Here is a 25007-nt window from a genome sequence, read left to right as displayed (position 1 = left end):
AGGAGAGAGCCTGTGTCTGGCAAATCTTTTCGAACGTTCGGCGCCGCGGTGTTGCTCACCGCGGCCAGCGTGCTCGGCGCATGCTCCTCGTCGCACGACAAGACTCCTCTGGCTGGTACTTCTGCAGCGAATGAGCACCCCGACTGGAGTCAGTTCACGTTCACGCTCGGCGACAACGGTGGCGATGGCAGCGAAGAGCTGGCGAAAGTGACGGGCGCATTCGACGACGCGCCGTACAAAGTCAAGTTCGCACGCTTCGACTTCGGGCCCCCGCTGGTGCAGGCAACCGCCACCGGCGACATCGACCTGGGCTATGTCGGCGATGTGCCCCCGATCACCGGGGCGGCCCAGCAGTACGGCTTCAAGATCGTCGCCGTCCAGCGCGGCGCCGACCAGACCAAGGCCGCCGAGAACATCATCGTGCCGAAGGGCTCGCCGATTCATACGCTCGCTGATCTCAAGGGCAAGAAACTCGCCATCCCGCAAGGCAGTTCAGCACATGGTCTCGCGTTGCTGGCACTCAAAAGCGTCGGTCTGACACACAAGGACGTCGAGCTGGTCTACCTGAGCCCGGCGGCAGGTGCGTCGGCCTTCAACACCGGCAAGGTTGATGCCTGGTCGATCTGGAATCCCCAGTCTGCCATCGCGATCAAGGATGGAGCAACAGTCATTGCCAAGGGTGTTCCGCCGATCGACCAGGTCAACAACTACTACGTCGCCACAGACAAGTCGCTGGGGGATCCGGTGCGGCGTGCGGCGCTCGCCGACGTGCTCACCCGCGTCGCGCGGATATTCAATTGGGCACAACAGCATCCCGATGAATACGCCAAAGCCATCGCGAAGGAGACCGGCGTGCCCCTCGATGACGCGAGGACCACCGTCGATTCCTACCCGTTCAAGGTCACTCAGGTGTTGCCGGACGACGTCAAGGCGCAACAGGCGCTCAGCGACGCGTTCTTCGACGCTGGTGAGATCAAGAAGAAGGTTGATGTCACCACCATCACTGACAACCTTCTTCCCGAAGGCTTCGACAGCACGAGGCTGTCGTGACCGGCGCGGCCGGCGCCGAGCGGCGCGAACTGCATCTCAATGCCTTCGTGATGGAGGCGGGCCACCACGAGGCGGCCTGGCGACTACCCGAGAGCAATGCGCGGGCCGACTTCGATCTGCCGCACTGGATCGATCTGGCCCGCCGTGCCGAGGAGGCGAAGTTCGACTCGCTGTTCCTCGCGGACGGCCCCGCGCTGACCGGTACCGGCGAGTTCCGGCCACCGGGCCAGCTCGAACCGCTGACCCTGCTGACGGCTTTGTCTCAGCACACCAGCCGCATCGGTCTGGTCGCGACGGTGTCGTCGACGTACAACGATCCCTACAACCTGGCACGGCGGTTGGCGTCGGTGGATCACGTCAGTGGCGGCCGGGCGGGCTGGAACATCGTCACGTCGGCGGGCGCTGACGAGGCGGCCAACTTCGGCCTCGAGGACCGCCCGAGCCACGCGCAGCGTTACGCGCGTGCCGACGAATTCCTCGACGTCGCCAAACAGCTCTGGGACAGCTGGGAATCCGAGGCCGTCGTTGCCGACAAAGCATCGGGCCGCTACGCGGATCCGGACCGCTTGCACACCATCGATCACCAGGGTGCCTTCTTCAAGGTGGCCGGTCCGCTGAACGTGCAGCGACCGCCGCAGGGCTATCCCGTGCTGGTACAGGCCGGGTCGTCGGAGGACGGTAAGGGCTTCGCCGCCCGTCACGCCGAGGCGATCTTTACCGCGCATCAGACCTACGAACGTGCCGTGGACTTCTACGGTGACATCAAAGCGCGCACCGCGGCGGCAGGCCGTGACCCCGACGGTGTGCTGGTGCTACCGGGGATCGTGCCGTTCATCGGTTCGACCGAAGCCGAAGCGCTCGAATTGGCACGGCAATTCGATGATCTGAGGGTGCCCGAGTACGGCCTGAGGCAGCTGGCGTGGAACTTCGAAACCGACCCCTCGGTGTTCGAACTGGACAAGCCGCTGCCCGACCACATTCTTGCGCGACCGAAACTGCAAGGCTCGCAGAGCCGTTCAGATCTGATCATCGAACTGGCCCAGCGCGAGAATCTGACGGTGCGCCAGATCCTGTCACGGCTCGGTGGCGGTCGCGGGCACTTTACCTTCATCGGGACACCGGATCAGGCCGTTGACACGATCGTGGCCTGGTTCGAGGGCGGCGCCGCTGACGGGTTCAACATCATGGCGCCTGCACTGCCGTCCGGCCTCGAGACGTTCATCGACCAGGTCCTGCCGATCCTGCGGCACAAAGGCCTGTTCCGGGAGGACTACCGAGGCACCACCTTGCGCGAGCACTACGGTTTGCCGTTGCCCGTCAACCAGTTCCGCCGTGATGGCTGACGTTGACACGGTCACGACCGATGTCCTGGTCGTCGGCGGCGGGCCTGCGGGGACATGGGCGGCGATCAAAGCAGCGCAGGCCGGCGTCGGCGTCGTACTGGTCGACAAGGGCTATACCGGGGCCAGCGGCGCGACCGCGTCGGTCGGGACCGGTGTGTGGTACGTCCATGACGCGCCCGAGTTGCGCGAGGCCGCGATGGCCGGCCGCGAAGCCCTTGGCGGTCATCTGGCTGATCGCGGTTGGATGGCAAGGGTTCTGGACGAGACGCATGCCCGCATGGACGAGCTCGCCGATGTGCAACGCTATCCCTTCCCGGTGGATTCGGCAGGCCGTTCGCTCCGTGACGATCTGCAGGGACCCGAGTACATGCGACGCCAGCGCACCCGGGTGCAGCGCCTCGGCGTTCGCATCCTCGATCACACGCCGGCGCTGGAACTCCTCGTCGACGACGACGGTGTGGTGTCAGGCGCCATCGCCGTGCACCGCCAATCGGGCAGAACGGTCCGCATCGAGGCCGCAGCCGTAGTTCTCGCCGCCGGCGGGTGCGCTTTCCAGTCCAAGACCATGGGCTGTGATGTCGACACCGGCGACGGTGCTCTGATGGCGGTCGAGGCAGGCGCAGTGCTGTCGGGCATGGAGTTCTCCAACGCCTACGCCATCGCCGTCAAGGGCACGTCCCTGACCAAGACCGCGTACTACTCCTGGGCGACCTTCTACCGCGCCGACAAGACCGTGCTGGAGGGGGCGGGCAGCACCACAGGTCGATCGGTGATCGCCAAAACCCTACTGTCGGAACTGGTATACGCCAGGATCGATCGCGCCACCGAGGCCGAGCAGCTCGCCATGCGCAAGGGGCAGCCCAACTTCTTCATCGTTTTCGACCGGATGGGCATCAATCCCTTCACCGACTATTTCGAGATCACTCTGCTCGCCGAAGGTACGGTGCGTGGCACCGGCGGTGTCCGCGTCGCAGACTACGACTGCTCCAGCGATGTGCCCGGCCTGTTCGTGGCGGGCGACACCGCGACGCGCGAGCTCATCTGCGGTGGATTCACCGGCGGCGGAAGCCACAACGCGGCATGGGCGGCGTCCTCGGGAAGTTGGGCCGGGCAAGGTGCAGCAGCGTTCGCCGCCCGTCGCGGACGACCAGGCACCGCGCTGCGCCCCACCGGACAGGCAGGCTTGCGGCCCGCCTGGAGAGCCGACCTCGATCACCGCGAGGTCGTGGCAGAGGTGCAGCGACAGGTCCTTCCATATGACCTGAACTATCTGCGTCATGCCGACCGCATGGCACCGGCACTGGAATCCCTGCACCTGACGTGGTCGGCAATCCGGGACGGGCTCACAGGCGCCGGCGAAGACAGCTTCCGGGCACGGGAAGCGGCGGCGATGGTCGCGCACGCGAGGTGGATGTACCACGCGGCGCTGAAGCGCACCGAAACCCGCGGCATGCACAAACGATTGGACCATCCCGCCGAAGACGCGGCCCAGCACCACCGGCTCATCATCGGCGGGCTCGACGACATCTGGACCCGGCCCGAACCGATGGCATCGGCCGGGGGACAGGCAGCGTGATCGAGATCGTCGACGAGGGCCGGTGCATCGCGTGCGATCGCTGCATCGACGTATGCCCGACGCGCGTGTTCGACCGTGGCGCGGACGGAATCCCGGTGATCGCTCGACACGACAGCTGCCAGACGTGTTTTCAGTGCGAGGCATACTGCCCGACCGACGCGCTGTTCGTCGCTCCGCTGGTGGCACCAGCACCCGCCGACTCCCCGTTCCGAGACGCCGCCGCGCTGGCGGCGTCCGGCTTGCTCGGCGGATACCGCCGCGAACTGGGTTGGGGAGGGGGCAGGTCGCTCGGCGCGCGCACAGCGGTCGGACCGCCGTTTCCGGGGTGACCGCTACAAGTGCCGGCCTGCCCCTAACCAGGTGGTCGCGTCATTCACCCGTCTGAGTGTGCGGCGAGTGCCGCGCGCAGATGATGCGCCAGCGGTCTGGGAGCGTCGTAGTGGACAAGGTGGCCGGCCCCGGGGATCAGGGTGACGTGCGCGTGCGGGATCGCAGCCGCTAGTCGCGACGCCTGCTCTGCCGGTATCCAGGAGTCTTCACTGCCCCAGAGGATCGTCGTCGAAGTCGTGACCTCGGGGAGCCGATCAACGATCGGGTCAGTGTCGTGGGTGCTGCACTGGGCAATCTGGGCGTAGAAAGCCTGTTGTCCCTCGGCCGAGAGCCACGGTGCCAACAGTGCCTCCTGAGTTGCGGTGTCGACCTCGTGATAGCTGGCACCCGAGATGTAGGCGCGCACCAGCGCCTCGTGCAGAGCTGGGGGTAGTTGCGTGAAGACGTCGGCGTGGTCGTGGACCAGCCGGAAAAACGGTGAGCCCCAGGGGCGCAGCGTGACGATGTCGATGAGCACAAGTGTCTGCATACAACGGCGGTGGAGCAGGTGTGCGCCAAGAGCGACCGCGCCGCCAATATCGTGTGCGATCACGGCGGGACGGTCCAGGTTCCACACATCGAGAAGCTCGACGAGTGCGCGGATCTGCGCTGCGATGGAGACGTCCTGTCCGCCGGTCATGCTTGAGCGGCCGAATCCGGGCATATCCCACAGATAGACGGTTCGACTGTGCTCAAGCTCGGCGGCAACCTGGTGCCAGACGACCGAGGACCATGGGGTCCCGTGGCACAGGACCACAGGGGCACCCGATCCGCGGCGGTGCCAGGCCGCCACGCGGCCGTCAGTCAGAGTGGTCTGCTGCCAGTTCACGTCGCGGTCCGAATTCGTCATGCCTTGCAGCCTAAACATTCAGGTTGACCTGAAGGCTAGTGTCGAGTCACGATGCCCCAGTGAGGATCAGCGACCTGGCGAACAGCCTGCATCTTGAGGCGCACGTCCTACGCCACTGGGAGGACGTGGGTCTCTTGCATCCGTCACGCTCGGCAAATGGATACCGTGACTACGACACCGAGCAGGCGACCCGAGCCCGCATCATCGCCCACTGTCGCCATGCCGGGCTTTCGCTGCCGGTCATCGCTTCACTGCTCGACCGTCGTTGGCCCGGGCGTGCGCAGATCATCACCGAGGAGATGCAGCGGCTGCGGGCCCAGGAACGCCAGCTCCGTCTGACCCGGCGGTTCCTTGATCATGTTGTGGGATGCAGGCATTCACTCATGGAACGATGCCCTAGCTGCAGTTCGTACTCCCAGAGCCGCTAGCTCTCCCGCCCGGCCCGACCGCTAGATATTCAGGCGAAAAGGCGAATCACGGTCTAGGGCTGTTCCGGTCGGCGTTCCTGGTTTCTTACGGTCGTGTGCGAATTGTTGCATGTGAAACCTGTTAACTCCCAATGTGGATAGATCGACGCTACGCTCGCCGAATGGTTCTGCATGGCTTGCTGGTGAAGGCGTCGAGCGCGGTGGTCACCGGGGCGGTGGGCGTTGCTGCATACGAGGTTGTGCGCAAGGCCGTCGCGAAGGCGCCCATTCGAGAAGCCGCCGTCACGACAACAGCGTGGGCGTTGCGCGGGGCGCGCAAGGCCGAGGAAAGCGCAGAGGCGGCGCGTCTGAAGGCTGCCGACGTGATGGCCGAGGCGCGTGAACGCATCGGTGAAGAGGTTGCCCCGCCGGCCGTCGCGGACGCCGAACACTCGCACGATCACTGACGCCGTGGTGGCACTGACCGTCGTGTCCGACGCCGCCGGACGGATGCGCGTGCAGGCACCGTGGCTACGGTCGGACGCTGTCCGCGCCGTTGCCATCGAGGATTCCGTCGACCAGGTGCCCGGCGTGCGTGCAGTGCACGCGTACCCGCGTACGGCGTCGGTGGTGGTCTGGTATTCGCCCAAACGCTGTGACCGGGACGCGGTCATCGCGGCGATCACCGCGGCGGCCGACGTTGCGCGGAATCTGGTTCCGGCCCGTGCCCCGCGGTCGGCGGACATCCGCAACGGTGACATCCTGCGTATGACCATCGGCGCAATAGCGTTGGCGCTGTTGGGCATTCGTCGGTATGCGTTCGCCCGTCCGCCGCTGCTGGGCCCGACCACCCGGACGATCGCGACCGGTGTGACTATCGCGACCGGCTACCCGTTCCTGCGGGGCGCCGTGAGGACCGTGGCGGGCGGCCGGTCGGCGGGCACCGATGTGCTGGTGTCCGCGGCCACGATCGCCAGCCTGGCGCTGCGCGAGAACGTGGTGGCCCTCACGGTGCTATGGCTGCTCAATATCGGCGAGTATCTACAGGATCTGACTCTGCGCCGGACGCGTCGCGCCATCGCGAACCTGCTCCAGGGCACCGCGGACACGGCCTGGGTTCTCCTGCCCGACGGCACCGAGGTCCAAGTGGGCGTCGAGCATCTGCAGGTCGGCGATGACGTGATCGTGCATGAGCAGGTCGCCCTCGCCGTCGACGGAACCGTCAAGGACGGTGAGGCGATCGTCGACCAGTCGGCCATCACGGGCGAGAACCTGCCGGTCGCGGTGAAGCCCGGTGCCCGGGTTTACGCCGGATCGGTTGTCGTTCGCGGCAGGTTGGTCGTCACTGCCGAGGCCGTCGGCGCGCACACCACGATCGGTCGGATCGTGGCGAGGGTTGAGGAGGCGCAGCAGGACCGCGCGCCCATCCAGACGGTCGGGGAGACCTTTTCCCGGCGGTTTGTCCCGGCGTCGTTCCTGCTCTCGGCCGCCACGCTGGTGGTCACCAGGGATGTGCGCCGGGCGATGACGATGCTGCTCGTCGCGTGCCCGTGCGCGGTCGGTCTGGCGACACCGACCGCCATCAGCGCCGCGATCGGTAACGGCGCCCGCCGGGGCATCCTGGTCAAGGGCGGTTCTCACCTCGAGTTGGCCGGCCGGGTCGACGCGGTGGTGTTCGACAAGACCGGAACCTTGACGGTGGGGCGGCCGATCGTGACCAATGTTGTTGCCTTCGCCAAAGGTTGGGAACCCGAGCACGTGCTCGCCTATGCGGCCAGTTCGGAGATCCACGCCCGTCATCCGTTGGCTGAGGCGGTGATCCGGTCCACGAGGGAACGGCATATCGAGATCCCGCCACACGAGGAGTGCGAGGTGCTCGTCGGCCTGGGCATGCGCACCCGGGCCGATGGGCGGACCATCCTGTTGGGCAGCCCATCGTTGCTGCGCCAGGACAAGGTCCGGATCACCAAGCGGGCGTCGGAGTGGGTCGACGAGCTTCGAGGGCGCGCCGAGACGCCGCTGCTCCTCGCGGTGGACGGCAAGCTCGTGGGACTCATCGGCCTGCGCGACGAGGTGCGTCCGGAGGCCGCTGCGGTGCTGCAGCGGCTGCGGGCGGGCGGGGTGCGACGCATTGTGATGATCACCGGCGACCACCCGGCCGCGGCTGCCGCGGTCGCGGCCGAACTGGGCATCACGGAGTGGCGTGCGGAGGTTATGCCCGACGACAAGCTCGAACTGGTCCGCTCACTGCGCCAGCAGGGGCACACGGTCGCGATGGTCGGCGACGGTGTCAACGACGCGCCGGCACTGGCGGCCGCCGACATCGGCATCGCGATGGGCCTGGGCGGTACCGACGTCGCCGTCGAAACGGCTGACGTCGCACTGGCCAGTGATGACCTGCGCCGGTTGCTCGACGTGCGGGCGCTCGGAGGGCGGGCGGTCGACGTGATCCAGCAGAACTACGCGATGTCCATCGCGGTCAACGCGATCGGTCTGGTGATCGGCGCCGGAGGGGCGTTGTCGCCGGTGCTCGCCGCGGTGCTGCACAACGCGTCATCGGTCGCGGTGGTAGCCAACAGTGCCAGGCTGATTCGCTACGAACTGACTAGCTGAGCCGACCTAGACGGTTCGCAGGTTGGGGGTGCCTGCTTTGCTCAGAGGCGCTTCAGTCCACGGATCGCCTGGAGGAACGGCAGAGTCGACGCGAGTCCCTTGCGCAAGTTCGGCTGTAACGTGCTGACGTTTCCCAGAGTGATGTGGCGGACGCCCTGGTCTCGCCATTCGGCGGCCTGTTCGATGATGTCGTTGGGAGTGCCGGTCAGTAAACCCTCTCTGAGCAATGATTGGGGGACTTGGCGGGTGTAAGAGAGTGCGGTTTGTTCATCGATCAATTGGGGCATGATGTCTGTTGCCCCGCCGGCAAGGCCCAGCGGATGTGAAACGCCGTGGCGCTCCCACCACGCTGCTGGGGCCAGCAGTGCAGTGGACTTGATGGCGTCGCTGTTCAGCGCCTCTTCGACGTCGTCGCGGTTGCGGCCGACGACAGCGAATCCTTGCCAGGCCCCTTTGATCGACATGGGATCGCGGCCGGCATCGGAGGCGGCGCTTCGCACTGCATCCAATCCGGCGGCGTAATCGGCGGGGGCGATCAGCGCTGGTATCCAGGCGTCGGCATAGCGGCCGGTGATTCTGAGCATGCGCGGGCCGTGTGAAGCGACCCAGATTTCGGGCCATTTCCCTTTGTGCGGAGGCAAGTCGAAGACGGCATCGTGCAGCGGGAAGTACGGCGATTCACGAGAGATCAGTTCGCCGCCGGAGTTCCAGAGGGCGCGGATGGTGGCAAGGGCTTCTTCCAACCGTGTTACCGGCTTGGACCACTCCACGCCGTAGGGTTCGTTGCCCTCACGCTCGCCCGTTCCGATTCCCAGGATCGCCCGTCCGCCGGTGAGCAGATGCAGCGTCGCAGCCGCCTGCGCAGTGACCGCGGGGTTTCGGCGACCGGCGTCGGTGACGCTGACTCCCAGCCGCAGGCGCCCGATCCGATTGCGCGCCGCGAGATGTCCAAGGACGGTCCAGGGTTCGAGGATCGCGTCGACCTTCGGGACCAGACGCGCTGCACCGACGTAGCGGCGCGTGCCGATCGAACGCGGGAACAACGAGTTCAGATGATCGCCGACCCAAAACGAGTCGGCTCCTGCGGCCACCGCGCCAAGATAGTTTGCCCGCAACGGCGCCGTCGACCATGGCCGCGCATTGACGATCTGGTCGAACACACCGACCCCGAACCGGATCTTCGAATTCGACCGTCGTCCCATAGGTCTTTGTCCTTTCCCTGTGCGCCGCTGAACTGGGCACCTTCGAGCATGGACAGCGCACTAGGTACTCGATGGTGTACGTGCCAAGTATCAGGCCGGGTGTTCACCCAGACCATCCAATTCGAGTAGTCGATTACTCTCGTCCGAGTTTTGTCGGCCTTCGACAATTGCGTTGGGAAAACACCGCACGGTGGAGGTGACATGGCTGAGGTGCCGCTGGGAGAGACTATCGAAGCGCTTCGGGCGGAGCTGTCTGTTGCCGTCGAGAAGGGCGCACATGCTGACGTGCAGTCGAGACACATCAAAATCCGCGCATCTGCCCTCACCCGTTCCGCCGCCGTTGCCACAGCTACCTCACTGTGCGGGGCGGCGGCGATGCTCGTCGCTCCCGCTGCGAGCGCAGATCCAACTCCGCTTGTTCCGCTGAGCAACGGGCTCGAAATCGCCTGCATGCCATGGGATCACGGCACACACGTGCAATGCGTGGCGCTGCCTTGGGCCTGCCCTCGGGTGCACGGCGGTTACGTCGTCGACGCCCTCCACGTGATGATCAGGGGGCACCAAGACGAATACCCCTTCCACTGCGTTAATGATGGTCAGGCTGTCAGCTGGAACATCAACGCCGACCCGAACTCGCCGTTCACGTTCGCGACACAGGCCTGCCGCAAGAAGGACTTCGAAGGTGACTGGTGCACGCCGTATGCGGACGTCACCTATACGCCACCACAGCCGGTCGAGTGCCCGGCCGGCTCGCCGACTCCGACCGTTCCGGACGGTGGCACCTGCGCACCGGTCCCTGACCCGGTCCTGACGCCGATCCAGGGCTCGACGCTCGATCTACCACCGACTCCTCCGTCGGGCCACACCGCGACCTCTGATGTGGATCTGTATGACACACCGGGCGGCAGTGGCACCGTGATCGGGATACTCAAGAAAGGCGACGCAGTTACCCTCAACGGCCCGTGTCCGATCAATAATGCCGCCAATCCCGATGACCCCAACAACGGCTGGTGCACCGTCACCAACACCACCACGAAGCTGGCGGGTGCTGTATGGGGAGAGGCGATTTCGAAGTAGTACTCGATCTACGTAAAGACCCTCACCGCTCGACATAGAGGCGCGATTACGTCCGAGAAGCGCGGCGAGACATACCTGGCTTTCGCAGTTAAGAGTTTAGGGGCGTCCTTGCCGAGGTCAGGGTCGAGGTTTTCCGATGATGGAATTTCTCACGCTCCCCATCCGAAAGACGTCGACGTACACGACGCTACCGATCGCGCGGGTTCCGTCGATTTGCTCTTGGCCGACGGTGCGCCCGGCCAAGAACCATGCGAGAGTCGTTACCAAGGTTGCATGGAACTAGCTGGTCCACAAGGTGTTACCCAGATGTGGATCGAACTTCGCACGTGCACGCACTGACGCGTGGGCGGCGCGCACGATCATTTCGGCGTCGGATTCGTGTCCCTTGGGAATCTGGATCGCAGCACTGTCGGGGTTGTCGCGGTGCGCCATCAACCAATCATAGAGCAGCCAATCCAGCGCACAGCCGACGGTCAACGGATCGGCATCGTCCGAGTCCGCGGCAGCGACGCAGGCCTCGATCGCCTCGCGGTGTTCCCGCCGGGCAGCATCTTTGTTCACCCCCGAACTGTCGAACAGCATGGTCGACAGCGTCAGTGGATATCTCTGCCCCGATTCGGCTTTGAGTATCCACCGCCCGCCCTTCCACGGTTTGTCCGCGTCGACCAGAACCATCTGCCCGTGTCCACTGAGGACCCCGACGGGAGGTTCATCGAGTTGGCCGTCGAACGGCGCCGGGCCCAACAAATCGACGGGAAATCGGGCCAAAATCGCGAACAGTGCTGCGGTGCCTACGATCTGGCCTGCACGCACATCGAAGACTATTTTGGTTTTCTCGGCAGCGAGTGCATAGTCCCGGATTAACATATCGAGACCACGGTGCAGCACAATCAAGTCGTCGCGTTCGGCGGAGTTCGGGCGTCTGCCACCGCCCAGAAGATCTCCGAACTGTGCGCCGGCGATGATCAACGCGTCGTCTAAAGCCTCCAGATGCGTGCGCACCAGCCGGTCAGGTTCATCATCACCGCTCACGAGGTCGGGCAGGGTTGTGACGACCCCGTCCGGGGTAGTCCAGTAAAAGCCGATTTGACCTTCGGCCTGAATGATTCGAGGTCTCATGATGCCTGCGCACCAAGGCGTCGATTGGTGGCCTGCAACTGTCGGTCCATGCTGTCCTTCAGTCTGGCCACCTGTCGAGGGGTGAGTCGATCACATATCCTGCCCCAGTGCACCGCCACGAGATCACCCGGGGCAACGGTGAGGCCCCTCGTGGCGTCGGTGCTCATGTCCACCCGGCGCGTCTGCGGCGGAGACAGCGACAGCTTCTGTGGCTGCCAGGACAACGGTTGCGTGGACACGATCGCGGTGACCCTGTCTGTCGACAACACCGTTCCCCACGAGATCCGGCAACTGTCCAGGACAAACAGCGGGTACTCAACAGCACCTGCGCCGAGGAGGCGGGACCACGGGTACACCCCGAATACGTGGAAACAGTGATTTGGCGCGGCCTCGCCGGCCAGTTCGGCATTGAGATGCGCCCAGTAGTGACCGGCTTGGGGAGCGATGAACTTCAGGAGCGCGTCAGCGAACGCGTGAGCGTCCAGTTCTGCACCGATACCGCCACCCAGCCAATACGATTCGACGAGGCGATAGTCAAGCCGATCAGGTATTCCCGTCATCGTCGACATGACTTCAAGGTACGGCCAGGCGCCGGTGAACTGCCTGGCCGCGTCTTCTATTTCGTCACGGCCGCGTTCGGAGAGCTCAAATTGTTGAGGCCCGCAATATCCAAGTTGGTTGGGGGCGTGGGCGTATCGTGCGAACATCTCAGCACCGCGAGTGTTGGTGAGGTCTGCGGCGGTCACAGCGGGGCGCCTTGACCTATCATGGTCGCGGCATCGCGATGCAGCCTACCGAAGTTGTAGTACGCCGCGCAGGCACCCTCGGGCGAAACCATGCAGGTGCCGATGGGTGTCTCTGGTGTGCAGGCCGTGCCGAAAACCTTGCATTCCCATGGTTTGAGTACGCCCTTGAGAACCTCGCCGCACTGACATGCTTTCGGGTCGGCCACGCGGATGCCCGGCATCGCGAAACGCTGCTCGGCGTCGAAGTCCACAAACTCGTCGCGAAGCCGCAACGCACTCTGCGAGATGAATCCCAACCCGCGCCACTCGAAGTGGGGGCGCAGCGCGAACACCTCCGCCATCAGTGCCAGCGCGGCAGGATTGCCTTCCTCATGAACGACTCGCGAATATTGGTTCTCCACCTCGCAGCGGCCTTCGCGAATTTGCCTGAGCAACATGGCTATCGAGGCGAGGATGTCCAATGGTTCAAAGCCCGCTACAACCAGGGGCTTGCCGTACACAGCAGGCACGAACCGATAGGGGCGGTTGCCTACGACGGTGGATACATGCCCGGGCCCGAGGAATCCGGACAACCGGAGATCGGGCGATTCCAGAATTGCCTTGATCGGCGGCACGATCGTGACATGGTTGCAGAAGACGGTGAAGTTCTGGACACCGAGTTCACGTGCACGCACCAGCGTGACGGCTGTCGATGGTGCAGTGGTCTCGAAACCGATTGCAAAGAAGACGGTCTGCTTCTCAGGATTGTCGACCGCGATCTTGAGCGCGTCGAGAGGGGAGTAGACGAACCGCACGTCGGCGCCACGGGCTTTGGCATCGAGTAAGCTGCCGTTGGATCCCGGGACCCGCATCATGTCACCGAAGCATGTGAAGATGACGTCCTCCTGGCGAGACAACCAGATCGCATCATCGACGCGCCCCATCGGGATCACGCACACCGGGCAGCCCGGTCCGTGTACGAGTTCGACATTGTCGGGCAGCAGATGTTCGATTCCGTGGCGATAAATCGTATGAGTATGCCCGCCACACACTTCCATGAACTTGAAATGCTCGCCCACTGCACTCGCCTGCGCGAGACCGCTGATAGCCCCGAGGAGCTTTCGGGCTGCTGCCGGGTCGCGAAATTCGTCCACAAATCGCATCGCTGCTTCTCCCTCCTCAGATGATCGACGAGTTGTCGAACGCCTGCAACTCATCTGAATAGGCTTCGCCTAGGCGCTTGACCGCCGCCAACGTCATCAGTGCTTCTGTCTCATCGATCTTGGCCATCGCGAAGCCCACATGCACGAGAACCCAGTCATCAGGCTCTGGCATGTCCTTCTCGAGCAGCCGGATGCTGATGATGCGGCGTACGCCGCTGACATCGACTTTGGCAAGACAATTGGAGGCGTCGGTGATCTCGACGATCCGCCCGGGAATTCCGAGGCACATAAGGAGTCCTTCCTCAGCAGATGCGGGGTAGAGGGTCGCCGACGAGCATGTCCACGATGCGGGTTCCCCCGAACCCCGTGCGCACAACGACGGTGGCAGCCGGTTCGTCGGTGATGTGCCCGATTTCCTCGGCGTTCTGACCGTCGGGATGCGAGCGAAGCGCGGCGAGTGCAGCCTCTGCTTCTGCGGGATCCACGACCGCGAGGAACTTTCCCTCGTTGGCGACGTAAAGCGGGTCGATTCCGAGCATTTCGCATGCACCCGCGACGTCGGGTCGGAGGGGCAAACGGCTCTCCTCCAGAACCACAGCGAGCCCGCAGGCCTGCGCGAGCTCGTTGCAGACAGTGCCCACACCGCCTCGGGTGGGATCCCGTAGCCACCTGGTCGAGGGAGCCGCGTCTAGCAGTCGCTCCACCAATGCGCTGACCGCAGCGGTGTCTGAACGGACATCTGCCTCGATCGCGAGGTCGCCGCGGGCCAGCATCACCGCCATACCGTGGTCGCCGATCGTTCCGGAAACCATGACCCTGTCGCCGGGACGTACGTTCTGCGGCGAGAGCACTCGACCTGCCGGCACCAGTCCGGCTCCGGCAGTAGTGATGAACATGCCGTCCGCCGCACCTTTGGGGACCACCTTTGTATCGCCGGTGACGATCTGGACGTCCGCATCCTGTGCGGCCGTGGCCATATCAGCGACAATCGCGCGCAACTCGTCAATCGGAAATCCTTCTTCGATCACGAACGCCGCGGTGAGCCACGACGGCACCGCGCCTGCCATTGCGAGATCATTCAAGGTTCCATGGACGGCAAGATGGCCGATCGAGCCACCCGGGAACCGCAGCGGCTGCACGACAAACGAATCGGTGGACATGGCAATCTTCTGGCCATCTGGCAAGGAGATGACGGCCCCGTCGCCGAGTGCGTCGAGATATGGATTTCGAAACGCGTCGACGAAGACCGCGTCCACCAGTGCCGCGGAGGCTTTGCCGCCGGCGCCATGGGCGAGCGTCACGACGGTATCGCGTAGCCGTGGTCGGCGCTGTCGGAATGATTCGATGCGTTCGATGACCTCACCTTCGCGAAAAGACGGTCCGGAGGCCAGGTATTCGGTCACGTGGTCTGTCATTGTGCTGCCTTTTCTGCTTGCACCGCGGCCCATAGCTCGTACCCCAAGACGGCTTGAGCTTCCTGTATCCGGTGCACACTTTGCGACCGAACGACAAGGCATATGTCTACATCAGGGTTGTCGGCGAACGCCCCTCCGTCGTAACCGGTAAAGCCGATCGTGTACACGCCGTGCGAGTGTGCTTCCCGCAGGGCGATGAGCAGGTCGGCTGAGTTGCCGCTGGTGGACATCGCCACAGCGATATCGCCGGGGCGAGCCCGGGCAATGAGCTGCCTGGCGAAAATCAGATCGAATCCGACGTCGTTGCCCAGCGCGGTCAGGACCGCCTGATCGGCTGTCAGCGACCATGCCGGTAGCGCTTCGGCTGTCGGTGGACTTGCGAATAGTGCCGCCAGAGTCGCTGCGTCGGTGGAACTTCCACCATTGCCGAACGTGAAAAGTCGACCGCCTGCGATAAACCGCCGTGCGAGCTCGTGGCCCGCGAATCTGATGAGCGGTGCGCAGGACTCCAGCGTTGATCGGCGTAGCACTGTACTCTCAACCGCTTTCGCGAGCGCGGACTCCGTCAGATCGGCGATGAGCGCACCGGTGTCGTGCTCATCGCCGTCGATGAACGGATAAAGGAAGCTGGTTGCAGCGTCGAGGCGGTGTTGATCTTGCATACTCACTGTTCGCTCACCTTGCTGATCGCCATTCCGGCATGGACGAGAATCAAGTCACCGGGGACCAGAGCACCAGTCAGGGCGGTGACAACGGGCTCAACGCCAGCTGCGGTGCGTACCATTGCTGTTCCATCTGGCCTGGCGACAATGACCTCGGCGAGGCGACCTTCGTCGCTGCAGGTGATGCACACCTCGTCGGTGCAATCCTGGGCGCGCGCAGTCAGGAGGCCCGGGTGCTCGAAGCACACGTGGGTCAGCTCCCACAGCAGGTGGTACATCAACACGAAGTCGCCGGTCGCGGGGAGGCGAGGGTCCGGATCGTCAAGCCAGAGCACATGATCGGCGGCTCCGATTGGCGGCGGGCGTCCGTTGCCGATCCACACTGTGGTGACGCCCCAAGCGCGGGCACGCCGCATGACGTCGAGTACCTGTGGTTCGGTACTGCCCGCGACCGCGATGACCACGTCCCCGGCGCGGGCCGACACCCGGACCTGGCCCGTCAGCTCTGGCCCGGTCAGAGCGACGGCAGGGAGTGCGCGCTTGCCGACGATCACGGGATGGACGAACTCCACCGAGATGTGCTGGGCATGCGGCGCGAAGGCAGGTGCGATGCACCACATCGTCGCCCCGGCCGAAAAGCGCCGCGCCAGAGACAACGCTGCGCCGGCGAGATCAGCCGCGAGCTCCCGGGTGATTCTGGTTTGTGCCGGTGCCGTCACGATGCGGCCTCGGCACCGAAAACGCCGTACTCCCGCATCGTGGTGAGCGTTACCTGCGCAGACTGTTCGTCGATGCGGGTGAGTGCGAAGCCGGCGTGGAGGATGGTGTAGTCACCGACGGCCAGATCGGGCAGATAGGCCAGACAGGCGGTCTTGACCTGCTCGCCGAACAGCACCTTTGCGAATCGTCCGCCGTCGGGTTCATCCCAGATTTCGGTGATTCTGCCGGGGATTCCTAAACACATTGCGTGGTCCTTCCGCTCGTGTTTCCGGCCTCATCGGATTCCGCCAACGACGTCAGGGCCGATATTGCAGCTTGCCCGAGCGCCAATCCACCGTCGTTGGGTGGAACGACGCGATGTGTGAGTACGGTGAAGCCGGCATCCTCGAGAACATGCTGACATTGCCTCGCCAGCAACACGTTCTGAAACACCCCTCCGGTCAGCCCTACAGTCGTGGTGTCGCCGGCCACCGCGCTGACGGTGTCGGCCACGGCAACCGCTACCGCATGATGGAAGGCAGCCGCCAGACACCCCGGGGCGTAGCCTTCGCGCAGGGCGGCGACCAACGCGGTGAACATCGGTGCCGGATCCATGATCCCGTCGGCACCCACGGTCATGTGTAGTGGCACTCGGCGTTGACTGGAGCCGACCGATGTCGCCAGTACTTCCAGTTCGATCGCCGCCTGTCCTTCGTAGGTGATGCTTTGGCGGATACCGAGCAGAGAGGCCACCGCGTCGAACAGGCGCCCCATACTGGTGGTGGGAACGCAACCTCGACCGGTGGCGAATTGTGTTCGCAGGAGGTGCAGTTCAGCCGCGCTGGCGGCGTCCACCGGAGCCAGATCGGCTGTCCACGGCACCCGAGCGTGCCACAGATGAGCCAGCGCCATCCGCCATGGGTTGCGCACCGCGGCGTCGCCGCCTGCCAGGGGCACTGCCGCGAGATGGCCTGCCCTGGTGAAATGATGACTGTCCCGCCCGAGGCGCAGGATTTCGCCGCCCCAGACGGTGTCGTCACAGCCGTAGCCGGTTCCGTCGAAGGCGACCCCGATGATGGGTTCACCGAGCATGCCGTGTTCCGCCAGCAATGAGACGACGTGGGCGTGATGGTGCTGGACGAGGTCGAGCGGCCGGTCACCGGCGTTGTGCTCGGCCCAGCCCCGCGTTACATAGCGCGGGTGCAGATCGGCGGCGACGCGTGCGGGCTTCCCACGCATATCGCATAATTCGCGCACTGAGTGGGTGAACGCCTTCAGTGTTGCGACGCTGCCCATATCGCCCATGTGCGCCGAGCAGTAGGCTAGTCGGCCATCGGTCAGGCAGAACGTGTTCTTGAGTTCGCCGCCGACCGCAAGGACGCGTGGGCTCTCGATAGCGAGATCGACGGGTAACGGCACATAACCACGGGACCGGCGGATCGGCAGCTCGCGTGCGAGGTCCCCTTGACCGAGAACGCGAACCACGGAATCGTCACAGGGGACATGAATCGGCCGGTTGTGGTCGAGCACAACGTCGGCCAGTGCTGGGACCCGTTTGGCCGCATCCTCATCGGTGTAGCAGATGGGTTCGTCCGAGTGGTTCGCGCTGGTCAGTACGATTGCCTCAGGAGGGGGCATCGTCGAATCCGGTACAGCCGCCAGCAGCAGATGGTGAAGAGGCGAGTAAGGCAGCATCAGTCCGATCAACGGATTGTCGGGAGCCACTTCCGCTGCGACCGGCGCATCGCTTCGGCGTCGTAGCAGCACCACGGGCCGTGCCGGGCCGGTCAGCACCGCGGCCTCGGCCGCGTCAACCTCGGCGTAGCGGCGGGCGACGTCGAGATCTCGGACCATGACGGCGAAGGCCTTGCCGTGCCGGGCTTTCCGCTGACGTAGCCGGCTAACCGCGGCACTGTTGTGCGGGGCACAGGCCAGGTGGTATCCGCCGATGCCTTTGATGCCGACAACGCTACCGCCGGCCAGGGCATCCTGGGTCGCGGTCAGCACGAGGTCGGTATCCTCGATCAGGACTCCTTTGCCGACCAGGCGGATCGCCGGTCCGCAGTTGGGGCATGCGATGGGCTGTGCGTGAAATCGCCGATCGTCTGGATCGTGGTACTCGACACTGCAGCGGTCGCACATGGGGAAATGTGCCATCGTGGTTGCCGGACGGTCGTAGGGGAGTGCCCGGATGATGGTGAACCGCGGGCCGCAGTCGGTACAGGTGATGAACGGATGGCGGTATCGCCTGTCAGACGGATCGAAGAGCTCGGCTACGCACGCGTCACATACGGCGATGTCAGGCGGAATGGGCGTGGGAGCGGAGCCGGAGGTGCTACTGGTGACGATGTGAAAATCGTTGTCGCCCTCTGGATGCGCAGCGAGTTCTGTCCACGATACATCGCTGACAGATGCCAATGGTGGTGCCTCGGATCTGAGTCGGTGTCCGAATTCGACGACCGCCGCAGCTGCGCCTTGCACCTCGATGAACACGGCGGCCGAGTCATTGCCCACAAATCCCGCAAGGCCCATGCCGGTGGCCAGTCGATGGACGTACGGCCTGAATCCGACGCCCTGCACCACGCCGGTCACCGTGAAGCGGCGGCGTCGCAGCGTAGCGTGTGCGGCCGGCGTCGGCGCGGGGATCATGGTCGCCGCCATATGACGACGCGGTTGTTGCCCGAGTCGGCGACTGCCAGACGATCGCCATGCAGCCAGATCCCGTACGGCCAGCATAGCGAATCGTGAGTGACGGCGCTCCAACGGTTTTCACCGTTGGCTTCGAATGTCGGCTGACCGAGTACGTGGTCGGCTGGGCGGCTGTCGTTCGGAACGCGGTCCCACAGCAATATGCGGTTGTTGGCGGTATCTGCGACTGCCAGCTGCTCGCCGAACATCGCGACCGCATACGGAAATCGAAACCTGTCCCCGCATTGCGGCCCGTACGGCCATTCGCGCGCGCTGAGGAAATCAGCCTGGCCGAGCAGTCGGTTGGCCGGCAGATCGGTGGTCGGCAGTGGCGACCAGCCCAGCACCCGGTGATCGCCCGCGTCGGCGACCAGCACCATATCCTCGCAGCCTGTGATGCTGTGAGGCCATCGGAAAGTGGCCGGCCCCACGGATTGCCCACGATTCTCTTCGCGGTGAGAACCATCAGGTTGGCCGAGCACCACATCAGCCGGCCGGCCTGGTGTCGGCAAGCCGCCGTGCCAGCCGAGCACGCGCCGATTGCCGGTATCGGCGACCCAGAACACCGACCCGACTACAGCGACACCGAATGGCCAGTACAACGTCGACGCGGAACATTCGCGCCCGCCGTTGGGTTCGACCGAGGAGCTATCAGGTTGCCCTAGCACGATATCGGGCGGTGTCGAGCTGGCCGCTGGGACCGTGTTCCAGATCAGAATGCGGTGATGCCAGGCGTCGGCGACGATGAGATGACCGTCGTGCACGAGGACACCTGTGGGCAGGTTCATGCCGTTCTCTGGACCGAGGCCGGCCGACGCGCGTCCTTCAGTGGTGCCGTCGACCTGACCGAGCACGACGTCAGCGGGCTGCTCGTCGGACGTGGGCACACCGTGCCAGATGAGCACGCGATGATTGCCGGAGTCGGCCACTACGAGGTACCGATCGTCGAAGAACACTCCTCGCGGAGAGTACATCCACGCCAATGTTGGTATGGCAGAGGGTAATGCGAGCCCTCCCGGGGCAGGTGCGCCGAGCCAGACATCGGGAATCCAGCCGCCGGAGCCCTGGACACCGCCGGCGGTGTCAGAACGTGCTTCGCGGGGCAGCAGGCTGGTCCGCACGGTCAGTCGTGTCATGGCCCGACCCGAACCCAGATCTGACCGTGGTCGACCCGCAGCGGAAGCTGCTCGAGCTGCGCGGCCGGAGCAGTCAGGCACTCCCCGGATCCGGCGTCATAGCAGAATCCGTGCCAGGGGCAGGTGAGTGTGCCATTGGAGCTGTCGAGAACGGCGTTGTCCAAGGGCAAGGCTTCGTGGGCACACTCGTTGACATAGGCCGTCAATTGCCTCCCGAGCTTGACGATCAGTACAGGCACCTTACGGCCGGAGTTTGGTGCGGTCAGTTGGAGTGCCACGAGTTCGTCGTCTGGCACCGCGGCGACCGGTCCGGCCTGTGCCCAGCCCTCTTCCGCCGGATGGCGTCCGGCCAGCAGGGACTCGGTCGAAATAAGGTTCTGCTCAGGCTCATTGGGCAGCACCTCGACTCCGATGATGGTGGCGACGGCATCGACAAGCGCCTTTTCAACAAGATTCCGCAAGGTGACCGACGACATGGAACACCCGTTACAGGCGCCCTGCAGCCGGACATACGCGATGCCATCCTCGATGCGCACCAGGCTGACATCGCCGCCGTGGCCGTGCAGTTGCGGCCGTACCGCGTCCAGTGCCCGGGCGGCGAGGGTTGCCGGATCGGGACGAATGATTCCGTGCAGGCCTAGCAGCAGGTGCACGACGGGATCGTCGACCAGTTCGAACAGCACTGGGCGGGTCGACTCGTCCGCGCGGAGGCGCCGCACAATCGTGACGAGGGCGGCCCGGTGGACGTCTTCGATCGCTGCCTTCAGTTCCTCGGCCACAGCGCGGGCCGAAGGGTCGAGCGTTTGGAGCGCCACGACGGCCTCGTCGACTCGCCTGGCGAGGTCCTCGAAGCCGGGGGCAGAAAGGGATTCGGCCGAAGGTCGTCGCGATGAAACATCGGATATGGCTGCGGACATCACGGCTTCCCAGCTTCGTCGGTATTGGAAAGAACACGTTGGCGGGCGATTTCGTCGAGTACTCCGCGGACGGACCTTACTGAGTCGACGTCGTCGAGCTCTTCGAATAAGAATCGTGCCTCGTAGAGCTTGGCCTTGGCGTCATCAAAGACTCCGAGGTGTGCGAGCACGTTGCCTTGATTGGACAGTACCCGCGCCCGGCCGAGGGGATCGGTATTGCGATCACGCGTTTGCAGCACAGCTTCGTAGATCTCGACGGCCTCGACCAGGTTGTCTCTGTGGTGGCGTGACGGCGTGTAGACGAGGGAATTGGCGAGGTTCAGCTGCATGCTTGCCCATTCCTGCGGATACTCCTCACGCGTGTACACCTGCAAGGCAGAGCGTAGCGACTGGGCTGCCACGCCGAGTCGCAATTGGCTCGATGCCTCGACCATTGGCATCGTCAGGTACGCCGTGGCCAAACCGGCATGCGCCGCAGCCCATGACAGGGCCGCGTCGGTGCGGCTGATCAACTGCAGCGTCGAGTGATAGTGCGGGATGGCGCTGACGAGCAGCTCTGGTTGATTTTGTGCACGCTCATGCAAGAGACCGGCCAGGCACAAATGGATCTCGGCGCGGGCGACATGCAATCCGTCTGCGCCGTCCAGCGCGGCGAGCGCCTTCCGGAGTAGCTCCTCGGAATCGGCACGGCCGGTATCACGACCGATCGAACCCGCTGCGCCCCAAAGCGTTCCGGATATCGGTGGCGAGACGGGGCGGACGGCATCGGCGGCCTGCATGAGCAACTCGATTGCGGCATCGGCTTTACCGTCGGCGAGGGCGTGACCAGCTTGCGCGGACAATAACACCGCCGCCATCTCTGCGCACGCCGAGCCGCTGCGTGGCGGAGTATCGGTGCGGCCCAACGTAAACAGCACGACGTCGACGAGCGCGGCGTATTCACCCAGTTGCGCACGAAGGGAATCTGTGTCGACTCCGTCCGGATCGAGCACAAAGCGGTTGTAACACGAAACGGGGTCGCTGGTATCCAGTGCTGCGATGGCGGCATCGCGCTGGCCCGCTGCGGCCAGCTCATGGGAACGCAAACTAGCCGGCCAGTTTTCGGGCAGTCGCCCCGCCAACAATTCCGCGCGCGCCGCGTCGGTATCTGGGCCGGCAGGAATGAGCATGTAGCCCAACGGCAGCGGGAACAGACCCAATGGCTGTGGCCGCGACGGCAGCCGGCGAACGTCGACCGGGCCTTGGCTGGCAACAGTGGTTGTCGTGGTCATTGCGTCAGCCATTGAGCGGTCCTCTGATGTCACGTTCGGCGGCCCGTTTGATCATCCGCGCGGACAGCTCTGCGCGGGCCTGGGTCGGATGAGTGTCGATCCGCTTGCGCACGATGCCATCGGCGAACACGACCACGATGTCGACTGCCCACCGTCCGCGTTCTTCGAACACCACAGTGTCCACGCTCAGGGCCTCGTCGGCCGAGCTCAGCTGTGGTCGCTGCGTTCTCCGGCGGGCGTCGGGTTGCTCGGTCACAATCGTCACTTCTGTTGCTCCAACGGAATCCGAAGCGCGCCATGCTCGGCATCCCAGAACGCGCGGCGCTCTCCGACCAGGATGACGTCATTGAGCAACTCGCGGACGAGAACGGCGCGATCGCCTGCCGCGGTGCGCTGCTTGAGCAACAACCCGCCGTTGCGTGGGCCCCGCAGTGGCAGCAGCCACAGCTGGCCGTCACGGATCGCGCCGACCGCAACGTGTGCGGGGAAGTGTGCTGCCGCTGCAGCCGCGGTCAAACGCAGGTAACCGTCCTCCGTGAACTGAACGGTGAGGTCACGGGCTTCGGTCGGTTCCGGCGGGCGGAGCGGCGCAATGTACTCGGCTTCAACGAGATCGATCACCTGCTCCATCGCACTGGCTACCTCAGGTGACAAGTCGGCGCCCATGGCCACGTTCGCGGCCTCGATGAGGAAAACCGTGATATCGGACGGGCAGGCGTCGCCTAATGCCCACTGCGCGAAGGCGATCGCATGGTCCCAACGGAACGAGTGGGTATGGAGCCCTTCCAACGGAGGCAGCTCCGCCAGTTCGGAACCGGGAACCCTGTATACCGTCCCGGGTGAGACTCCGGTTGCCGACGCATCGACGATCACGACTCGGTCGACCCCGCGCATTTGGAATGCCACGTCCATGCCTGCGGTTCCACCGTCGACGAGACGGAGGCCTTCGGGCACGCCCCGTTCCCATAGGTGGCGCACCAGGATTGGCCCCACCCCGTCATCGCCGCGCAGCAGATTGCCGCACCCGACGACGAGCACGGCGCAACCCGGGGGATCCAGGGCTGGGTAGGCCCCCTCGGGTTGCGCCGTGCTGCCGGGGTTGGCTGACGTCGGAATCACACCATTCCGTTGATGACGAATTTGGAGAGCTCGCGGCCCGTCTTGCCGTCGTAGGCATGGACGGTGCACACCAGGCAGGAGTCAAAGCTGCGGGCGACGTGCCCCAGCTCGACAGGATCCTCGGGATCGACGATCGGCGACCCGACAAGTGCTTTCTCGATCGGCCCGAGTACTTGTGCGCCGTCACGGGGTCCGATGTTCCATGCGGTGGGCGTCACGACCTGATAGTTCTTGATCTTGTTGTCTTCGATGACGATCCAATCCGACAGCGATCCCCGGGCAGCCTCGGTAGAGCCGAAGCCTTTACCTTCGGCGTGCTCGGTAGGTTTCGTGTAGAAGCTCTCTTTCAGGTCGAGCCGGTTGAGCCATTCCCGCGTCCACTTGTAGTACTTCGGTGCTTCATGCATACGGGCCAGTTGGCGCACGAACACACTCGGACCGATTTTGTTGTAAAGATCGACGAACAGCGGGTCATTGTCTTGATGGTCTGCAGCGTTGGGCCCACCTGCGGCCATCCGCCGTGCTAGTGGTCCGGCCTCGAGCGGTATGTGGCCCAGCGAAGGTACGTCGTAACGAGGAGACTTGGCCCAGCTGTACTTGCCGTGCTTTCGTCCCTCCTCTGGATCGATCGGAATCGTTTCCCCTTCAAAGGGATGCAGAGCTCCGGTGCCCTGATAGAACGAGTGCGTCACGTCCTCGCGCACCCGGGCCTGATCGAACTCAGACCAGGTTCCGTCGGCGAAGATCCCGGATCGCCCGATCAGGGCGGCGTTACGCCCTTCGATGGTGGGATTTTCGTAGAGTGAGGGTTCGAAGTATGTACCGGTTGCGATGTAATTTCCGACGCCCTGACCGTACTTGTCCAACCCGACATCGAGGCAGAAGCGAATGAAGAAGCCGCAATCGCTGTTGTGTTGCTCCTCGTTCTCGTCGACCCACTCGAGGACGTCTTCCCACGTCTCGTTGGCCAGCCAGCGGTCGACGGAGCAGCCCAACCATTGCTTCTCCAGCCAGTTGTCCTTCCAGTGCTCCAGGATCGCAATAGAGCGCGTGACATCGGAAAGCGTTGGCGCGCACATTACTCCACCGGGAACCATGAAGCTGGAGTGTGGCCACTGACCACCGAATATGGCGTACACCTCGACCGGCTTGGCCGACAGAACAACGCCGGGTTGGTAACTGGTACCGACGTACGGCGCAAAGCGGCGTACAGATTCTGCATAGAGCTTGGACTTCGCGTAGTTCTTGTTGGTGAGGTCGATCGCGAACAGTGCGTAGAAATAGCGGGGGATCGACTGCAAGGTCTCAGCAGCTTGGCAGATGTTTCGCACCAACGTTGCGTTCGGCGGCACGTGAGTGCGCCACGCGGTATCCAGTGCATACGCCGACTTGTACAGATGGCTGCCTCCGCAGATCCCGCAGATTCGCGGTGTCACCACCAAGCCGGCCTGAGGATCCTTGCCTCGCAGAATGATTTCGAAACCGCGGAACATCGCTGCCTCGGTCCAAGCCGAGGTGACGACTCCGTCCTCGATCGTGACACGGACGTCGAGGTCGCCCTCGACACGTCCGAGTGGGCTGACGAACAAGTCCAACGTGGTCATTC

At 64.4% G+C, this 25007-nt stretch carries 25 protein-coding genes; 8 read left to right on the top strand and 17 right to left on the bottom strand.

All coding sequences use genetic code 11. From position 1 onward, the window contains the following. The first annotated feature begins 12 nt into the window (after positions 1 to 12). The 4 genes from A5784_RS18015 to A5784_RS18000 are packed head-to-tail and all read left to right on the top strand — an operon-like array spanning position 13 to position 4298. A complete protein-coding gene (locus A5784_RS18015; protein ID WP_064946260.1) occupies positions 13 to 1050 on the top strand; it encodes an ABC transporter substrate-binding protein in 1038 nt (345 codons plus the stop codon). After that, the gene (locus A5784_RS18010) at positions 1047 to 2393 is read left to right on the top strand and encodes an LLM class flavin-dependent oxidoreductase (RefSeq protein WP_286159435.1); all 1347 of its coding nucleotides are present in this window, start codon (positions 1047 to 1049) and stop codon (positions 2391 to 2393) included. Before A5784_RS18015 ends, A5784_RS18010 begins: the two co-directional genes overlap by 4 nt. Then, complete coding sequence (locus A5784_RS18005; RefSeq protein WP_064946259.1) at positions 2386 to 3969, top strand: FAD-dependent oxidoreductase; 1584 nt, start codon at positions 2386 to 2388, stop codon at positions 3967 to 3969. The genes A5784_RS18010 and A5784_RS18005 overlap by 8 nt, the downstream gene beginning before the upstream one ends. Then, a complete protein-coding gene (locus A5784_RS18000) occupies positions 3966 to 4298 on the top strand; it encodes a 4Fe-4S dicluster domain-containing protein (RefSeq protein WP_064946258.1) in 333 nt (110 codons plus the stop codon). The genes A5784_RS18005 and A5784_RS18000 overlap by 4 nt, the downstream gene beginning before the upstream one ends. Positions 4299 to 4342: 44 nt before the next feature. On the opposite strand, the gene A5784_RS17995 is transcribed toward A5784_RS18000, so the two are convergent. After that, the gene (locus tag A5784_RS17995) at positions 4343 to 5188 is read right to left on the bottom strand and encodes an alpha/beta fold hydrolase (protein ID WP_082944919.1); all 846 of its coding nucleotides are present in this window, start codon (positions 5186 to 5188) and stop codon (positions 4343 to 4345) included. A 38-nt stretch (positions 5189 to 5226) separates the two neighbouring features. Here A5784_RS17995 and A5784_RS39840 point away from each other — a divergent pair, with 38 nt between their 5' ends. The 3 genes from A5784_RS39840 (at position 5227) to A5784_RS17985 (ending at position 8208) form a co-directional block, all read left to right on the top strand. Then, positions 5227 to 5616: a MerR family transcriptional regulator gene (locus tag A5784_RS39840; protein WP_082944918.1), complete on the top strand. Its 390-nt coding sequence runs from the start codon at positions 5227 to 5229 to the stop codon at positions 5614 to 5616. Positions 5617 to 5777: 161 nt separating this feature from the next. Beyond that, the gene (locus A5784_RS17990; RefSeq protein WP_064946257.1) at positions 5778 to 6062 is read left to right on the top strand and encodes a DUF1490 family protein; all 285 of its coding nucleotides are present in this window, start codon (positions 5778 to 5780) and stop codon (positions 6060 to 6062) included. A 7-nt stretch (positions 6063 to 6069) separates the two neighbouring features. Next, positions 6070 to 8208, top strand: a complete 2139-nt coding sequence (locus A5784_RS17985) for a heavy metal translocating P-type ATPase (RefSeq protein WP_197514790.1) — start codon at positions 6070 to 6072, stop codon at positions 8206 to 8208. A 41-nt stretch (positions 8209 to 8249) separates the two neighbouring features. On the opposite strand, the gene A5784_RS17980 is transcribed toward A5784_RS17985, so the two are convergent. Beyond that, positions 8250 to 9410: an LLM class flavin-dependent oxidoreductase gene (locus A5784_RS17980; protein ID WP_064946256.1), complete on the bottom strand. Its 1161-nt coding sequence runs from the start codon at positions 9408 to 9410 to the stop codon at positions 8250 to 8252. A gap of 201 nt (positions 9411 to 9611) precedes the next feature. Here A5784_RS17980 and A5784_RS17975 point away from each other — a divergent pair, with 201 nt between their 5' ends. After that, entirely contained in the window at positions 9612 to 10487 is an 876-nt protein-coding gene (locus tag A5784_RS17975; RefSeq protein ID WP_064946255.1) for a hypothetical protein, read from the top strand. Positions 10488 to 10766: 279 nt separating this feature from the next. Here the strand turns inward: A5784_RS17975 and A5784_RS17970 are convergent, their stop codons facing one another. Genes A5784_RS17970 through A5784_RS17900 form a run of 15 tightly spaced genes read right to left on the bottom strand, consistent with a single transcriptional unit; the run spans position 10767 to position 25005 of the window. Continuing rightward, positions 10767 to 11606 (bottom strand): hypothetical protein, encoded by an 840-nt coding sequence (locus A5784_RS17970; protein ID WP_064946254.1) that lies wholly within the window; start codon positions 11604 to 11606, stop codon positions 10767 to 10769. After that, a complete protein-coding gene (locus A5784_RS17965; protein WP_064946253.1) occupies positions 11603 to 12352 on the bottom strand; it encodes a DUF6390 family protein in 750 nt (249 codons plus the stop codon). Before A5784_RS17965 ends, A5784_RS17970 begins: the two co-directional genes overlap by 4 nt. Beyond that, positions 12349 to 13494: a hydrogenase formation protein HypD gene (gene hypD, locus A5784_RS17960; RefSeq protein WP_064946252.1), complete on the bottom strand. Its 1146-nt coding sequence runs from the start codon at positions 13492 to 13494 to the stop codon at positions 12349 to 12351. The genes A5784_RS17965 and hypD overlap by 4 nt, the downstream gene beginning before the upstream one ends. A gap of 16 nt (positions 13495 to 13510) precedes the next feature. Beyond that, on the bottom strand, positions 13511 to 13783 hold the full coding sequence (locus A5784_RS17955) for a HypC/HybG/HupF family hydrogenase formation chaperone (RefSeq protein ID WP_064946251.1): 273 nt from the start codon (positions 13781 to 13783) through the stop codon (positions 13511 to 13513). A 13-nt stretch (positions 13784 to 13796) separates the two neighbouring features. Then, the gene (hypE, locus tag A5784_RS17950) at positions 13797 to 14909 is read right to left on the bottom strand and encodes a hydrogenase expression/formation protein HypE (RefSeq protein ID WP_082944917.1); all 1113 of its coding nucleotides are present in this window, start codon (positions 14907 to 14909) and stop codon (positions 13797 to 13799) included. Further along, positions 14906 to 15571 carry a D-sedoheptulose-7-phosphate isomerase gene (locus tag A5784_RS17945; protein ID WP_064946250.1) on the bottom strand — a complete coding sequence of 222 codons (666 nt, stop codon included), beginning with the start codon at positions 15569 to 15571 and terminating at the stop codon, positions 14906 to 14908. Before A5784_RS17945 ends, hypE begins: the two co-directional genes overlap by 4 nt. Positions 15572 to 15573: 2 nt before the next feature. Further along, positions 15574 to 16293, bottom strand: coding sequence for a HypC/HybG/HupF family hydrogenase formation chaperone (locus tag A5784_RS17940; RefSeq protein ID WP_197514789.1), 720 nt, complete (start codon positions 16291 to 16293; stop codon positions 15574 to 15576). Further along, positions 16287 to 16535 carry a HypC/HybG/HupF family hydrogenase formation chaperone gene (locus A5784_RS17935; protein ID WP_064946248.1) on the bottom strand — a complete coding sequence of 83 codons (249 nt, stop codon included), beginning with the start codon at positions 16533 to 16535 and terminating at the stop codon, positions 16287 to 16289. Before A5784_RS17935 ends, A5784_RS17940 begins: the two co-directional genes overlap by 7 nt. After that, complete coding sequence (gene hypF, locus A5784_RS17930) at positions 16526 to 18931, bottom strand: carbamoyltransferase HypF (RefSeq protein ID WP_064946247.1); 2406 nt, start codon at positions 18929 to 18931, stop codon at positions 16526 to 16528. Before hypF ends, A5784_RS17935 begins: the two co-directional genes overlap by 10 nt. Continuing rightward, positions 18916 to 20094: an NHL repeat-containing protein gene (locus A5784_RS17925; RefSeq protein ID WP_064946246.1), complete on the bottom strand. Its 1179-nt coding sequence runs from the start codon at positions 20092 to 20094 to the stop codon at positions 18916 to 18918. The genes hypF and A5784_RS17925 overlap by 16 nt, the downstream gene beginning before the upstream one ends. Next, a complete protein-coding gene (locus A5784_RS17920) occupies positions 20091 to 21011 on the bottom strand; it encodes a NifU family protein (protein ID WP_064946245.1) in 921 nt (306 codons plus the stop codon). Before A5784_RS17920 ends, A5784_RS17925 begins: the two co-directional genes overlap by 4 nt. Next, positions 21011 to 22294: a hypothetical protein gene (locus A5784_RS17915; RefSeq protein ID WP_232006111.1), complete on the bottom strand. Its 1284-nt coding sequence runs from the start codon at positions 22292 to 22294 to the stop codon at positions 21011 to 21013. The genes A5784_RS17920 and A5784_RS17915 overlap by 1 nt, the downstream gene beginning before the upstream one ends. Next, positions 22287 to 22547: a hypothetical protein gene (locus A5784_RS17910; protein WP_082944916.1), complete on the bottom strand. Its 261-nt coding sequence runs from the start codon at positions 22545 to 22547 to the stop codon at positions 22287 to 22289. The genes A5784_RS17915 and A5784_RS17910 overlap by 8 nt, the downstream gene beginning before the upstream one ends. Continuing rightward, positions 22544 to 23401, bottom strand: a complete 858-nt coding sequence (locus A5784_RS17905) for a hydrogenase maturation protease (RefSeq protein WP_082944915.1) — start codon at positions 23399 to 23401, stop codon at positions 22544 to 22546. Before A5784_RS17905 ends, A5784_RS17910 begins: the two co-directional genes overlap by 4 nt. Continuing rightward, the gene (locus tag A5784_RS17900; RefSeq protein WP_064946243.1) at positions 23398 to 25005 is read right to left on the bottom strand and encodes a nickel-dependent hydrogenase large subunit; all 1608 of its coding nucleotides are present in this window, start codon (positions 25003 to 25005) and stop codon (positions 23398 to 23400) included. The genes A5784_RS17905 and A5784_RS17900 overlap by 4 nt, the downstream gene beginning before the upstream one ends. Positions 25006 to 25007 lie beyond the last annotated feature (2 nt).

Origin of the sequence: Mycobacterium sp. 852013-50091_SCH5140682 (genome assembly GCF_001665685.1) — a bacterium.
Classification (GTDB): Bacteria; Actinomycetota; Actinomycetes; order Mycobacteriales; family Mycobacteriaceae; genus Mycobacterium.
The sequence above is the reverse complement of the archived record's forward strand: the minus strand, read 5'-3'. Positions and strand labels throughout refer to the sequence as shown.

Excerpts from the sequence above, each read along its gene's own strand:
- A5784_RS18005 (WP_064946259.1), top strand. The coding sequence starts at position 2,386 with ATGGCTGACGTTGACACGGTCACGACCGATGTCCTGGTCGTCGGCGGC.
- A5784_RS17995 (WP_082944919.1), bottom strand. The coding sequence starts at position 5,188 with ATGACGAATTCGGACCGCGACGTGAACTGGCAGCAGACCACTCTGACT.
- A5784_RS17990 (WP_064946257.1), top strand. The coding sequence starts at position 5,778 with ATGGTTCTGCATGGCTTGCTGGTGAAGGCGTCGAGCGCGGTGGTCACC.
- A5784_RS17980 (WP_064946256.1), bottom strand. The coding sequence starts at position 9,410 with ATGGGACGACGGTCGAATTCGAAGATCCGGTTCGGGGTCGGTGTGTTC.
- A5784_RS17975 (WP_064946255.1), top strand. The coding sequence starts at position 9,612 with ATGGCTGAGGTGCCGCTGGGAGAGACTATCGAAGCGCTTCGGGCGGAG.
- A5784_RS17970 (WP_064946254.1), bottom strand. The coding sequence starts at position 11,606 with ATGAGACCTCGAATCATTCAGGCCGAAGGTCAAATCGGCTTTTACTGG.
- hypD (WP_064946252.1), bottom strand. The coding sequence starts at position 13,494 with ATGCGATTTGTGGACGAATTTCGCGACCCGGCAGCAGCCCGAAAGCTC.
- A5784_RS17955 (WP_064946251.1), bottom strand. The coding sequence starts at position 13,783 with ATGTGCCTCGGAATTCCCGGGCGGATCGTCGAGATCACCGACGCCTCC.
- hypE (WP_082944917.1), bottom strand. The coding sequence starts at position 14,909 with ATGACAGACCACGTGACCGAATACCTGGCCTCCGGACCGTCTTTTCGC.
- A5784_RS17945 (WP_064946250.1), bottom strand. The coding sequence starts at position 15,571 with ATGCAAGATCAACACCGCCTCGACGCTGCAACCAGCTTCCTTTATCCG.
- A5784_RS17935 (WP_064946248.1), bottom strand. The coding sequence starts at position 16,535 with ATGTGTTTAGGAATCCCCGGCAGAATCACCGAAATCTGGGATGAACCC.
- hypF (WP_064946247.1), bottom strand. The coding sequence starts at position 18,931 with ATGGCGGCGACCATGATCCCCGCGCCGACGCCGGCCGCACACGCTACG.
- A5784_RS17925 (WP_064946246.1), bottom strand. The coding sequence starts at position 20,094 with ATGACACGACTGACCGTGCGGACCAGCCTGCTGCCCCGCGAAGCACGT.
- A5784_RS17920 (WP_064946245.1), bottom strand. The coding sequence starts at position 21,011 with ATGTCCGCAGCCATATCCGATGTTTCATCGCGACGACCTTCGGCCGAA.
- A5784_RS17915 (WP_232006111.1), bottom strand. The coding sequence starts at position 22,294 with ATGGCTGACGCAATGACCACGACAACCACTGTTGCCAGCCAAGGCCCG.
- A5784_RS17900 (WP_064946243.1), bottom strand. The coding sequence starts at position 25,005 with ATGACCACGTTGGACTTGTTCGTCAGCCCACTCGGACGTGTCGAGGGC.